General features: G+C 41.3%; 13 protein-coding genes. 5 read left to right on the top strand and 8 right to left on the bottom strand.

Annotated features, from left to right (window positions below; all coding sequences use genetic code 11):
- Window positions 1-579 precede the first annotated feature (579 nt).
- A complete protein-coding gene (locus PUQ00_RS13800; RefSeq protein WP_300417226.1) occupies window positions 580-1,524 on the top strand; it encodes a hypothetical protein in 945 nt (314 codons plus the stop codon).
- Between the two features lie 163 nt (window positions 1,525-1,687).
- On the opposite strand, the gene PUQ00_RS13795 is transcribed toward PUQ00_RS13800, so the two are convergent.
- The 6 genes from PUQ00_RS13795 to PUQ00_RS13775 form a co-directional block, all read right to left on the bottom strand.
- Complete coding sequence (locus tag PUQ00_RS13795; protein ID WP_300417236.1) at window positions 1,688-5,053, bottom strand: phytase; 3,366 nt, start codon at window positions 5,051-5,053, stop codon at window positions 1,688-1,690.
- Window positions 5,054-5,771: 718 nt separating this feature from the next.
- Entirely contained in the window at window positions 5,772-5,909 is a 138-nt protein-coding gene (locus PUQ00_RS32820; RefSeq protein WP_366145960.1) for a hypothetical protein, read from the bottom strand.
- Between the two features lie 63 nt (window positions 5,910-5,972).
- Window positions 5,973-7,079, bottom strand: coding sequence for a hypothetical protein (locus tag PUQ00_RS13790; RefSeq protein ID WP_300417224.1), 1,107 nt, complete (start codon window positions 7,077-7,079; stop codon window positions 5,973-5,975).
- 30 nt (window positions 7,080-7,109) lie between these two features.
- On the bottom strand, window positions 7,110-7,805 hold the full coding sequence (locus PUQ00_RS13785) for a hypothetical protein (RefSeq protein WP_300417221.1): 696 nt from the start codon (window positions 7,803-7,805) through the stop codon (window positions 7,110-7,112).
- Window positions 7,806-8,131: 326 nt separating this feature from the next.
- The gene (locus PUQ00_RS13780) at window positions 8,132-8,914 is read right to left on the bottom strand and encodes a COP23 domain-containing protein (protein ID WP_300417219.1); all 783 of its coding nucleotides are present in this window, start codon (window positions 8,912-8,914) and stop codon (window positions 8,132-8,134) included.
- 281 nt (window positions 8,915-9,195) lie between these two features.
- Window positions 9,196-9,921 carry a Uma2 family endonuclease gene (locus PUQ00_RS13775; protein ID WP_300417216.1) on the bottom strand — a complete coding sequence of 242 codons (726 nt, stop codon included), beginning with the start codon at window positions 9,919-9,921 and terminating at the stop codon, window positions 9,196-9,198.
- A 208-nt stretch (window positions 9,922-10,129) separates the two neighbouring features.
- Here PUQ00_RS13775 and PUQ00_RS13770 point away from each other — a divergent pair, with 208 nt between their 5' ends.
- Entirely contained in the window at window positions 10,130-10,330 is a 201-nt protein-coding gene (locus tag PUQ00_RS13770) for a hypothetical protein (RefSeq protein WP_300417213.1), read from the top strand.
- 337 nt (window positions 10,331-10,667) lie between these two features.
- Here PUQ00_RS13770 and PUQ00_RS13765 read toward each other — a convergent pair whose 3' ends face one another.
- Both PUQ00_RS13765 and PUQ00_RS13760 read right to left on the bottom strand, forming a co-directional pair.
- Entirely contained in the window at window positions 10,668-10,880 is a 213-nt protein-coding gene (locus PUQ00_RS13765) for a hypothetical protein (RefSeq protein ID WP_300417210.1), read from the bottom strand.
- A gap of 413 nt (window positions 10,881-11,293) precedes the next feature.
- On the bottom strand, window positions 11,294-11,458 hold the full coding sequence (locus PUQ00_RS13760) for a helix-turn-helix domain-containing protein (protein ID WP_334740047.1): 165 nt from the start codon (window positions 11,456-11,458) through the stop codon (window positions 11,294-11,296).
- A 588-nt stretch (window positions 11,459-12,046) separates the two neighbouring features.
- Here PUQ00_RS13760 and PUQ00_RS13755 point away from each other — a divergent pair.
- From PUQ00_RS13755 to PUQ00_RS13745, 3 genes are all read left to right on the top strand, one after another.
- Window positions 12,047-13,108 carry an SGNH/GDSL hydrolase family protein gene (locus PUQ00_RS13755; protein WP_300417207.1) on the top strand — a complete coding sequence of 354 codons (1,062 nt, stop codon included), beginning with the start codon at window positions 12,047-12,049 and terminating at the stop codon, window positions 13,106-13,108.
- Window positions 13,060-13,185, top strand: a complete 126-nt coding sequence (locus PUQ00_RS13750) for a hypothetical protein (RefSeq protein WP_300417204.1) — start codon at window positions 13,060-13,062, stop codon at window positions 13,183-13,185. The genes PUQ00_RS13755 and PUQ00_RS13750 overlap by 49 nt, the downstream gene beginning before the upstream one ends.
- A gap of 98 nt (window positions 13,186-13,283) precedes the next feature.
- Entirely contained in the window at window positions 13,284-13,589 is a 306-nt protein-coding gene (locus PUQ00_RS13745) for a hypothetical protein (protein ID WP_300417201.1), read from the top strand.
- Window positions 13,590-13,745 lie beyond the last annotated feature (156 nt).

Genomic DNA, 13,745 nt, shown 5'->3' with positions numbered 1-13,745 from the left:
GCGTCTCTACAAGGGTTCTAGATAACGCATATTTAATTTCACCAGATGTCTATTATTTATGGAAGACTTGATCACAGCCGTGTTTTGCGGCGTGGATGACCTGTTCAAGGAAGTAACTATCGCCCCATAAATTGAGTAAAGCTACTTCAAACTATCCGTAGGCTAATTGAAATAGTGATTGAACAACTTTAGTCATTTGCAGTCAGGCTAGTTGAAGTAATTAAGAGCAATGAAGCTAACTCTGTATTTCCGGTTTTCACGATAGTGTCACTACCCTGTTGCAATAGTGTTAAAGCACTAAACTGAGTGACGCCAATCCCGCCCAGCCCGATTTTATCAATGTCGATGGGTGGCTATCCTGACCACCCCTTAAAGGGATAGGTAGAAGCCGACTTTTTTGAGGGTGTCGTTGCTTGAGCCACTATTACAGGATATTTGTGATTGCCGATACTTAAGTACACCATGTAAACTTTTATAACAAATTCTTTTTTTTGTTGCCATTCCTTTTTCTTTTTGCCAGGATGTTTTCGACAGCCTATTAGCTGTCTGTAACAAATCAAATCTACCACAAGTTTTAATATGAGCAACTCTCCGTCTGGAAGACTTTGGGCGATTCAAGAGAATGGTGTTTGGACACGTTGGGCACCAGAATATAGCCGCTGGGATATTTTCAGTGAAACCCGTTTAGCAATTGCTGCCGACCCAACTACATCAAGTGCTTCCTATTACATCGATCCGGATGGAAGCGTTCACTGGCGTGATGTAGATAATAATGTCAACAAAGACTTCCCAGGTATTAAGGCTAAGGCAATTAGCGTTGGAGGAGCTAATCGTCTTTGGGCAATTCAGGAGAATGGTGTTTGGGCACGTTGGGCACCAGAATATACTCGGTGGGATATTTTCAGTGAAACCCGTTTAGCAATTGCTGCCGACCCAACTACATCAAGTGCTTCCTATTACATCGATCCGGATGGAAGCGTTCACTGGCGTGATGTAGATAATAATGTCAACAAAGACTTCCCAGGTATTAAGGCTAAGGCAATTAGCGTTGGAGGAGCTAATCGTCTTTGGGCAATTCAGGAGAATGGTGTTTGGGCACGTTGGGCACCAGAATATACTCGGTGGGATATTTTCAGTGAAACCCGTTTAGCAATTGCTGCCGACCCAACTACATCAAGTGCTTCCTATTACATCGATCCGGATGGAAGCGTTCACTGGCGTGATGTAGATAATAATGTCAACAAAAACTTCCCAGGTGTTAACGCTAAAGCAATTAGCGTTGGAGGAGATAATCGTCTTTGGGCAATTCAGCAGAATGATGTTTGGGCACGTTGGGCACCAGAATCTAGCCGCTGGGATATTTTCAGCGAGAGGCGTTTAGGAATTGCTGCCGACCCAACTACATCAAGTGCTTCCTATTCCATTGATCAAGATAAAAGCGTTCACTGGCGTGATGTAGATAATGATGTCAACAAAAACTTCCCAAGTATTAAGGCTAAAGCAATTAGCGTTGGAGGAAGGTAAATATTTTTGACTATCCTTCTATTCTTTCCTAAATCCCAGAGGCTGAGACCTCTATCCTTGAAGACACGTACTGCCTAAAAGCAGAACTCAAAGCTAAAATGTAGAAAATCGGTGATGATTTTCTACATTTTACCCACCTTCAAAAAGCAAGTTGTACTTTACACTAATCAATGACACTAGTAGAGAAAGTGAAGTCATTTGCCGTGAGGCTAGTTGATCTAATTAAGAGCAATGAAGCTAACTCAGTATTTCCGGTTTTTACCAAAGTATCACTACCTTTTTGCAATAGTGTTAGCCCACTAAACTGAGTAACACTAATACCACCCAGCCCGATTTGATCAATCCCGATCGCAAAGTCAGTAATAATGTTCTTGCTAGCTGGCAAACTGGCGTTAGCAATCCAGAATTGGTCAGCACCAGCACCACCAGTCAAGCGATTACCGCCCTGTTCACTAGCAAATAGCACATCATCACCATCGCCACCAAACAGCGAATCATTGACATTGGAGAAGAGTTTGTCATCACCAGAACCACCGTAGAGACGGTTATTACTACCTTGACTCTTGAGAGTGTCGTTACCGGAGCCACCGAAGGACAGTTGACGAGTACCTTCAACTACTGTCAAAGTATCATTCCCTGCTGCCCCAAATAGATTGTTATTACCATTGGCTTCAACTAGGGTAACTTGGTCATCACCAGCACCACCACTCAGGCGATTGTCACCTCCTTGACCGGCAAATAGCAGATCATCACCATCGCCACCAAATAGCGAATCATTAACATTAGAGAAGAGTTTGTCATCGCCAGAACCACCGTAGAGACGGTTATTGCTACCGCCACTGCTAAGGGTATCATTGCCTGAGCCACCGAATAATGATTGACGAGAACCTTCAATTACTGTGAGAGTATCATCACCTGCCGCCCCAAACAAATTATTACTAGCACTAGCTTCCACCACGGTAATAACATCATCACCATTGCCACCATCAGCACTAGTATTTTGAGCCGGGCCGTTTTGACCAATAAATATTTGATCGTTACCGTCATTCCCGGATACTGAGGAGTCACTGCCTACAAGCACTGTATCATCACCGTTTCCAGCCAGGATTGTGTTATTTTTAGTAGCTTCTATAAAGTCTGCTCCGTCACCTGCACAAAAGAATTGTCCTGGCTGAAGATTGACAGTATTGCTATTGCTAGAACCAAAACTAGTTAGGTTTATCCGGGCAACAGGATTGCGGGGATAGTAACCAGTGGGGTCGATATGCAGAGAATTGGGCAAGGCATTGGCTATATTCTCCCAAGGCACCAGCTTAAAGTTAGAGTTGACATTTTCGCCATCGATTGTCTTGGCAGATTCATTGGAGCCATCTTGAGTGACAAATAAACCAAATGGGAAATTAGGCCCCAGTGGCACGTTAATTACATCTGCACCGTCTGACTCTTGCACGCTGTCAATTGACCCATTGTTACCAATAGCAAAGTTACCCACATATTCGTTGTTACCTTCACGAGTGTAGGCAACAAAGGTGCTATCGCCTTGGCTGGATGCTAGCAGGTAGCCTGTGCCGTTTTTGCCGTAATAAATAGTCAACCCTTCTGCGTCATCGGTGAGGTGAGAACCACCCTCAAAACGAACGCGATCAATCAGTTTGCCTGTTGTACCACCGTCCGGTTCTGCCTGGAATTTCCAGATGCCGACATCTTCTTGGGCTATGTAGAGAAAGCCGGTTTCTTGGTCAACCACCATACCCTCTGTTTGGGGAGAACGCCCTTCTGTGATGGGTGAGGGGATGGTGAACTCCCGCACCAGTTCAGTTCCAATTTTGCCATTACCTTTGTCAATCAATTTGAACTGAGCTATATCTCCAGTTTCTCGGCGACTGGTAAAGACATAGTAATCATTAGTTACGGGGCTACGGTATAAGGTAACTCCGTAAGAACTACGAGTTGATGCGGAATAGGGAGGTTCAAAAGGTGATGCTTGGAAGATAGTACCAATATTGCTATCGGTGATATCTTCCAAGTATTGTCCGGGGGTGGTGGGGTTGGGGTTAATTTTGAAGATTGCTAGTTTATCATTGCCGCGATCGCTAGCTACGGCAATATCCATCGATTGATTGCCTAATTTAAAACCGTATTGCAGATCAATATTGTTGTAGCGAATACCACCAGGATTAACTGTTTGCAACAAATTACCAGACAAGTCATAAACCCGCAGTCCAGCATTTTTCACTGAGGTTAGTACTAGGCTATCGGCAGCCTTTGTGGCATTAACATAGATGGCAGGATCATCAGCATCTGCACGTTGAGATGTGGGAAGTGCTGGATCATCAAATAAATCGGGACGGGTTTCTACTGTGGGTGCAGCAGTGGGAACCAAGTCTGCGCCCAAGGTGAGGATTTGGGTATATTGGGTATTACCAAAGTTGTTGTCACTCACCAGCACAATGGACTGACGACCATCTGCTAGTTTGGGACCGAAGGTAATACCCTCAATGTTATCTACTCCTGTGGGGTGATTGGTGTCAGTAGGCAGATTTAGGTCATTTAAATTCAACAGTAGACGCTTTTGAGCAGGTTTTATCGCTGCTAGTTGTTCAGCACTCAAACTGCTGAGTGAGTCAATGGTGCTAATGTCCGTTGCACCTTGTAGAGAAACTTCGTAGATTTTGATGGTATTGCCTACACCCACAGAAAAAGAGCGTTCCAACGCTAAGAAGGTTCCCCGATTATCTATTGCGAGTAAATCTGTCAAACCATTGTTACTTGAGCCTGTGCTAGGGTTAGGCGCTTGGGCAATCCCTACGGGGGGCTGCGCCAACGCATCAGTAATATAAAGATATTCCTTTTCTGGCTGTCCAGTAACCAGATTGTATTGCAGAATTCGAGAAGGGCTACCACTGGTGAGTGAAGCGATTAATCCATCTTGGGATAGCGCGTTTTCAGTAGCGGTGAATAGGGTTTTCTGGTCAGGTGTAATCGTGAGGCTTTCAAATGCTAAGTTATTATAAACGCCTGATGTCTGCGTATCACCTGCATCTATAATACCATTGCCGTTGGTATCTTGAACTACTGGTAGAAACTTGCTGGGGACAAGTAGCGATGCCTGCGGCTGGCTACGCCTACGCACTTCTTGCCCTGTTGCTAAGGAAAATTCTTTAATAAAGGGATTGGTAACGCGACCTGCACTAGGATTAACTTCGCCCTCTGAAGAGATGAAGACTGTGCCATTGTTAGTTAAAGCAATGCCTTCTGGGTCGAGACTATTGAGTGCAAAGAAGTTGCCATTGATATCTTTCAAGGGTGTGACATTGGTAAAAGTCACCCCGGTATCGGTAGTGAAGGTATAAAAGCGGGCGGGGGCAACTTGGGAGCGATCGTCTGAGATCGCATAGTAGCGGTTATTGACAGCATCATATGTGACACCAGAAAGTCCACCCAATGGAGTCTGTAGCCCATTCACCGTTCCCGCCGCACCAGAGGGAATAAAGCCAGTAACGAAGGTAGTCTGCTCCTGGAATCCCACATTAGGAATGGTTTTACCTGCCTGAGTGCTGTGGTTTAAGGAAGGATTAAATTGGGAAAAGCGGATTGTACTAGTAGTTACCATAAGTTAGTTATGGGGTAGATTCAGAGTGGGTAAAGATGAGCGGATATTTGAGGCTGAAAAAATGAGTTGATTTAGCTGTAACTCCCAATTTTGTCAGTATCGATAATTAGTCCGTAATCGATTTAGTAATGCTGAGAAACGAACAGCATCAGAAGTCTCAGGGCTAATACTGGCAGCGTCAAGGCCAGATTCAAAATCCGAAGTGTGGAAAACTTCGAGTGTAAATAGCATTTTTATTGCCAGTCAAAGACCGTTAACTGCAAATATCCACTTTGCAGTTAGATCGATGGCTACGCCAAGACCTGCGATGAACACAATATCAACATGGGTAATATAAAATTTGCCTTCCAAACTCTTGTTTTTACAGGTTGTCAGAAGACAGCTACATAACTTTTTGGTATTAGTTCTTAATTGGGCATCCTCAAACTATCCCAGCTAGATTAAGAAACAGCTAGCAAAAGGTTAAAACAACAAATGTAATTCGTAATTTTTTAAAGTTACCATAACCGTAGAGGAGCCAGTTGGGCACTGCATAAGCATCAAATCAAGATGTTCGGTATCGGTAAACATTGCCCGCCCTACAAAAATAGCTTTAAGTAGCTGGACAAAGAGCTTCAAACCAGTTTATAAGATTTCACATAACTATTGTATAATTATTGCCACTTACAATTCTGTTTAACACAATTTCTAATTTATCTTTCAGCATAATCTCTAAATCAGCCTCCTGCGGAAAAGCACTAAGTAACACATCTCGTAAATCCTTTTTATCTATATTGCTTAAATTTAAAGTCTTAGGAGATGATTTATTAATAGGAACTTAAGAGATACTTTGTTCTTAGTGATCTTCCTCTTTAGTCCGAGGAACATCAGTCGCTTGCAACTGTTGTTCAATTGCATCCAACTTGTCAGCAAGTTCCTTTAGCGCGCGTTCCTCTGCCTGAAGCTGGTGTTGATATTGAAACTTGCGAGATTCATCAGTCTCAATCACTAACGCTATTCGCATCTTTGTAACTTTCTGGCTTTGGAGCTTGTATGTTTTTTCGAGTGAATCTCTTTCAGAGAGCGATCGCTGTCGTTGACTCTGTGATTGGGCTGAATTGTCTGAAGCCATCTGCTGCCCCATGTGAATATTCCAAATGTCGTCGCCAATTTTCCCAGCGTTTACAGCGTCACCATTGATTAACCCATTACCAAATTGGAAATTGGATAAGTGATCAGATGGCTTATTATCATCACAAGCATCAATCAGTATGATATGCGGTGAATCTTTAAGGTGTAGACGTTCCAAAATCCGGTTGATTTTGGCAAGTTCATCTTCTGAAAAATACAATATTACCTTCAATGAAGGATGTGTTGAGTCGCTAGACTTATCATAGATTTCACATCGCTTGGCTAGATTACTTTCTAATTGTGAATTCTTCCCAAGCTTAAATTCAACTAATGTCTTCTCTCCCTTGTCAGTTAACACCTTGAAATCGATAGTTTCACGTCCATCATTTACCTCTTTAATTACATCATAAGGATTGGAAAACCACATTAAACGATAGATAATTTTAAGGTCTACTTCCCGTCTAAGAGGTTTTTTATTAATATAAAAAAACCGATAGCCGCCTTTATTTTCAATTACATCTTTAATCAATAATATTCGCTTTTTTACCTCAAAATATGTGTTTCCTGGACTTTGATAAAACCCACTTGGCTTTAGGTACTCATTCACCAGTTGACCAATTTGTTCAACAAAAAGAGCTTTTACCTCTGCAACACGTTCTTCTGCAATAGAGGCTGCTTTATCGCCTTGCTCTTCCTTAAGTCGAATGTAATGATCAATAACCTCTGGAAATTTATCTACTGCTAAAGTGATAGCATCTTGAATCTCCTTTTTTTTTGCTTTTGAACCCGTAGGAATAACACGCAAAAGATACTCATTGACTTGAGCACGCAAGACTCCATTCGGTAATCCACCAGCAATTTCTTAAAAACGCTCTAAAAGTTCTGGTCTATTAATCCATGACTCATATTTCGTTAAGATATCTTTGGGAGTAAGAAGAACATAATCACCGTTAATGTATGGCAATTGAAAATTTGCAGAAGTCCAAGTACGGGTATTATAATTAAATTTTACCTTGTTTATTGTTATCGACTTAATTTGACTTTTAGATAAATTATTTAATACAAATTCTTGAGTGTATGTAGCAAGAAAATTTTTTATTAGGTTAGTTGTAAAGTCACTGATGTTATCACGCCCTACACCTTCACGAACAAGGCATAATTTTTCTAAATGGCTACTGCGCGTAATTGTCTCTTCGCCAAAACTTTTAAATACAGAATTTAAGTTTTTGTTCAGAGCCTTAGCAAAATCTTTTCCGAGTCCATGACCTTCATTGCCTTTTTCACTGAATCCAAGCCAGTTTTGCTTAACTTCAGGGAATGTAAACCAGGCATCTACTAAATGCGGATTAATCGCACTTGACAAAGACATTTCCTTCAAAAAACGCATATAGCGAATGATATCTTCGTGAAGCTCTTTATAGGTTGGGTTTTCACTGTTAAATAGCAAAAATGGATCTACGAATAAGGGTAGATCGTTGATGAGCGATATATTGAAAGCTCCATATTCCTCAATTAAGTCGGGTGAAACTTCAAAAAAATCTGAAAAGAAAATAGCCATTGAGTAATTTAAACGCTTTTTGAGGCAAATTCATAGACTTGTTTTAGTTTTGCCAAAAATTATTCAACCTATTGGGCGCTAGTTTAGTCTAGCGCATAAAGCGCTACCGCTACGCTAACACCAGTCGTCTACGGCGGGAAACCCGCCTACAGCCCTGGATTCACCGCAACGCACTGGCTTCTCTGTGCCTCTGCGGTTTGATTGTTCCGTCACTCGTACATAAGTCCTATACTTATTGAAATTGGTGCAAAATCTTAGTCCAATGAAAATTAGGGTAGGCTGTTTGCCCACCCTATAATTCTTCTTAACTGAACTGTTTTAATCAATTAGCGGAAATTACCAGGATTTAGACGAGCACCGTTAGGCTGAGACTGACGACGAATTGCTACTCCCCTCCGCAAATTGTTTCCAGTACCGCCATCTTGGCGATCGAGGAAAGGTTTCAAATTAATCCCATTTCTAGATGAACTAACCCGATTATTACCACTGCCCAGAAGTGTGCGTCCTAAATTATATAATTCGTTGCCTCCACTACTGCGATCGCCATAAGTGTTAACGGCTATAGTCTGTTGTCCACTGTCAGCAGTAGTCAAGTTTTGAAAAACGCTATTGCGGATAACATAGGGATCTTTCCCACGCGGTACTGTCAGCACAATTCTACAGGTTGGGTTAGCTTGAGTTGTGACGCAGACAATATTTTCGTTATTTTCTACAGCTGTCTGGAGTTCTTGTAAGCCATCTGGGCGATAAAGTTCTAAACGACTGGCAATTGCTGCACAACGCCTTTGTGCATCCCAACCACCGCCCAAGGCCGCAGGCGCCGCCCAAGGAAAGAATTGTCCTGATTGACTTTGTGGCTGATACATAACGGTGTACTGACCATTGTAAGTCTGACAGCTAAACCGAGTTGTACCGTCAGCCGAGGGTGAAGTTGGTATACCTGTTGATGTATCTATTGGGACTGGTTCTGATGTCCCACCTGATGGTACTGTTGGTACTACTACACCATCGCCACTAGAATCATATTGTGCCATTGCTGCTGAATTGCCCAGACACAAAGATAAGCCAAGACCGCCCAAAGATATAAATCGCAGCAGTTGTGATGACATAAATCATCCTCCAGTAGAAATAGGTCGGGAATTAATAGTTTAAGTGACGAATAATTTTGTTTTTTGATTCATCAAAAACGCTATTTTTTTCCTCTTTTACTTTTTTCTCTTCGAGTAGCTTTTTCACCCGTGCTTAAATTTCTGAATTCATCACCGATTAACCCAGCTAATTCTGCTTCTGAATTGGTTTTAGTAATGCCTACGGCGGTTAGCTACGCACCCCAGCAATTCTTTGCTTAAACTTAGTCAACTGAAATACTTGAAAAATTTTTCTATATATGCTATTGCAAATTATTTGGATCAATACCTTGAGATTGTAAATAGGCAATTAGCCGTTCTTTTTGCTGACGTTCCTGTTCAATTTGTTCCACTGCCCAAAGTAACAAATTACCTGCCTTATCCCACCAGCGTAACCAGTAACCAGTTCTAGCTTCTTTTGTTCCTCGCCAACTTCCCAGAAATAAACCCATTGAATTAATCCAATGACGACCATTTTCATCAGGTTGCTTTAACTCATAGCGCCTGTTTTCGAGTTGGTAAAATTCTAACAAACCGCCATTTGGGTCAAAAATCAGGTAAATTGGAACTTGAAGAATCTGCTCATAAAAAAACCATTTTCCTGGTGGATAGGTTCGCTTAAAAGAGTATTCTCCACCCTCAGTGTCAGATAGAAATTCCATCACAATTGCCGGAATATCACCCTCTAAATTGGGTGTATAGCTTTTGCGTTCTCCTAAAATCTGATTTACCGATGGCACATAAACCCAGTCGGGTGCTTTAGCAATAAATTGCCCGTTTATCGTCGCACAAAGTCCAAAATTCGAGGCTATCAACATCTGCGGTTGGATGAAACCACTTATCTCAAGGCTTTCGCGCAAAGCACCAGCCAATAGTGGCTGACCTGTATTTTCCACTGGTTCATCCTCTAGGTGAAAATCTGCGGGCAATGCCTCCCAAGATATTACCAGTTCTGTTGAAGATTTAGCTTCACCGAGTTGGGTTGCCATAAACACCCACTTTGATTGATTTCTCTTTATTTTATAGCTAATCTGTGACTTTTTGTCAGCTAGTATGTTGGGTTGAGGAACGTAGCTTTCTTCCCGCAGGGTAATCCAACATCCACAATCATCCTTTTAAAATCATCACCAACAATTCTACGTATTTCAGCTCTCACAACAATGATAGATGAACAAATATCATCTTAATCAATGGTGTTTGAAGAAGAATTCAGAAGTCAGAATTCAGGAGTCAGAATCAAGACGCTCGCGGACACGAGAAAGCGTGACGCTATCAGTCGGGGATTCAGACCCGCGACTGATTGAAGACCACAAAACAAGAAAATTTGGTGAGGGTGCAAAAACGCCGATTATTCATCCACCAGTCGTACAGAATACCCAACTGAATTCTGACTCTTGACTCCTGAATTCTGTTCGATAAATTAACAAATTATCTATGGAATCGCGCATAGCTAAGATAGTAGGAGGTACATTACTTTTTACTCAAGTAACCTACAACTGCCGTCAATTTCTGTGTAATGAAGAAAGTATTTTGCTGTGACGAAGAAATTTTAAACAAGTAATACAGCAGTATCCATTTATCGTAGATCCGATCGCTGCAACGCCGATGGATATCTTTTGAAATTAATCAGGATTATTTAATGGTAAGTCGTTATCGATTTAGCCAATAAACAAATTAAGCAAAGAGTCAGAAGTTATGAGTTAAGATTTATAACTCATAACTCATAACGACTCAATTAAATTTCTCCATTCACCTGCATTTGATGAACTTGATCCGCTAGCTGTTGACGACCTTGATCATCAAGGTGATCAATCGCTAACATCCCCATAAGAATAACTTCTTTCAGGGTTAAACGCGTCGAATGTGCCTGTTTTTGCACAATCTCCTTAATAATGGGACTGACACCAATCGCTGTACTAGCTCTAGCCACGGAATAAAAGAAAAACACTAATGATTCAGCCTAAATATTAGCACTTCTAATGAGGTTATTCTCTAGAGTTAAAACTTAATTTAAATGTGTTTCAACTCATACTTCAACGAGTAAACATAAATTTTAAATTAGGTATATAGACAACAACGGTTCTCAGCGCTGGGCAATCTATATCAAACCCTCAATCATTGCATCAAATGTAAGAGTTTACTTGTAGATGAAAATAAATTTAACTTTTTTCGTCCCAGCATAAGGGGTATAGTGTCTAGTAGTGCTATAGATGACTCTAGAGTTCTCCTAAACATTTTTGATTGGGGGTCTAAGCTCTTTTTTGAGTGAGTTCTCTTTCTTCTCAGTATGGCAAACTGGATACTTGCTGATTGAGGACACACATCGTATGATATTAATATTCTTAACAGTTAAAGTTTTGCCTATTCCTCTAGAATTTCTACTAAGTCTTCAATCGTCACATCAAAGGTGTGAGCTAATTTGTGAATGGCAGTAAAGTCAACTGTTGTCATTTTGAGACGACACTGATAACTTCTAACTGTGCTGTAAATTACCCCAGAACGGTGAGAAAGTTTTTTAGCGTCCATCCTTTCTATGGTGCTAGTTCTCGAATCTTTAATCTGACTAATCCCATATTTGATAAGTGATGCCTTTGCACCGCTCAATTTCAGATGAGAAATTAAAAAGCGTAGACGTGTACTCCTGCAATACAAGCAAGCTACGCTATTCGCGTTCGTAGAGAAACGGCTTGGTCTAGCAAACTCTCATGCGATCGCCACAATTTACTGAAATCTGGAAACCTAAAATCAAATGGTTATTTCTTAATATTAGCAACATCAAAAGCAAAAACCTCTGTCCTGAGATACTCAAAAATCACTCAGTAATCGCTGAGATTGCAAACACTTGCAATATTTGTGACAACTGAGTTAGGGAAAGTAGTCGGCTGATGACAACAGTGCTTTCAGTAGAAGTATTCTCATAAACCAGACTAGTATACCACTGATAAAACCGTACTTTAAAGAGATCGTAAATTGTCAAATATAATATTGTGAACACCCTTTACAGAACTACACAGCGTAAATAAGAATAATAACTTAAGAGAAGTAAAATTTTCCTGAATAAAGGCAACTAATGCTGTCATAGGGAAAAGCAGTGAGTAGAGGAGAGACAAAACGATGAAGGACCCTTATCTGTTGGCAGCAGGTTTGTTAACAGGATTGGCAATACCGGCATCGGCTCTTCCACATCTGTCGATTGTCCTGCCAGAAAATTCTCGATTCCTGTGGGATTTAAGACAGGGTTCGCAGACAATAGTCAGTACAAAAATTATCAAGAGCGTTGATCTCTCCTTACCAGAACTCAGCGGCCAAGTGTTGCAACCCCTAAAAAGTTCGCAGCTAACAGTAGGTGAGAAGAATGTCAAGAGCGTTGATATCTCCTTAGCAGAAACCGGCAGTCAGGAATTACCAGCGCCAACAGAGTCAGTACTTAACTCCACCGGTCAAGCAGCTAGTCTCTCACTGACATCCGGCAATCAACTTTACTACCAAAGATTGGCGGCTCTGAAAACAGGTCAGATTTATACACGCGTCGATAGTGATAATTTGCAATCTTTGTGGGAGTCGATCAAGAAACGTCAATTAACTTATGACGACTGGAAAAGTTTATTAGCTTTAGAAGCTAGAGCGATCGCTCAAGGTCAAGGTACAAATCATCTAAGTATCTTAGTTGGTGATTCTTTAAGCATGTGGTTTCCTAGAGAAAAACTGCCTGCTGGGAAATTGTGGCTGAATCAAGGCATATCTGGAGATACTTCCAGTGGTGTTTTAAAAAGATTAGGGGCATTTTCGGCAACGCGGCCAAATGTAATTTACATCATGGCTGGGATTAACGACTTACGAAAAGGCGCTAGTGATGAAACAATTTTGCGTAATTATCGCCGAATTATCCGCCGCCTACGGCAGACTCACCCACAAGCTCAAATCATTGTGGAATCAATTTTGCCTACTCGCCTACCAAAGGTTTCCAATAACCGCATTCGTCACATCAACATACAATTAACCATTATTGCCAAAAAAGAAGGCGCTAATTATCTAAATATTTATAGCTGGTTTACGGATATGGAAGGTAATTTGCGTCCAGAGTTGACCACAGATGGGTTGCACCTGTCTCAAGAGGGATATGATGTGTGGCGATCGGCACTACAGCAGATAGAATACAAGCTGACTCAGCGTTAGAATTGAGCGATCGCTTTGCCGAAACTTGGAGCGTTGGCGAAGCCATCGCCAGAGGCGAACGCATCACCATAAGTTAGTGAATTCTGAAATTGCGTAGATAGGCTGCCAAATAGTGCCTGTAAATATAAATATTTATAAATTCAATAGTAAATTTGCGTAAGTTCCTCAGAGAGGAATGAAATTAAACCTGTGCAGATCGCTCACAGAAATCAGCGATGTCTACGCACTTAGTGTAAAAACAGAGGAGAATATCATGGAAAACCGTCTGGAAGGACAAGACATTCAAGGCGACGAATTGTTTATCGATCTGACCCCAGAAGAACTAGAAGAGTTGAAAGGAGGAGGATTACCTTCTTACTCATACTCCATCTTAAAGCCTTTTCCTAATGGGGTTCCCGCCATTTATATCCTCAAGAAAGGGCTAGATATCTCTATAGCTATCCCTCCTATAGCTATCCCTCAGCAGGGGTTAGGATTCTAAGACTTGTTCCAGAAGTCAGGGAAGAGGGGTAGCGATGGAATTTTCCTTTTTATCCTTACCCTTTAATCGTTCTCTTAACCATTAGACCTCTTGCAAAATTATTTTGTGGTATGATTAAAAATTTTGTTAAAAATGCACATCCAAATCGATGCAGAG

The sequence above is a fragment of the Nostoc sp. S13 genome (assembly GCF_029379315.1).
Taxonomy (GTDB): domain Bacteria; phylum Cyanobacteriota; class Cyanobacteriia; order Cyanobacteriales; family Nostocaceae; genus Nostoc.
This window is presented reverse-complemented; position numbering and strand designations above follow the sequence as displayed.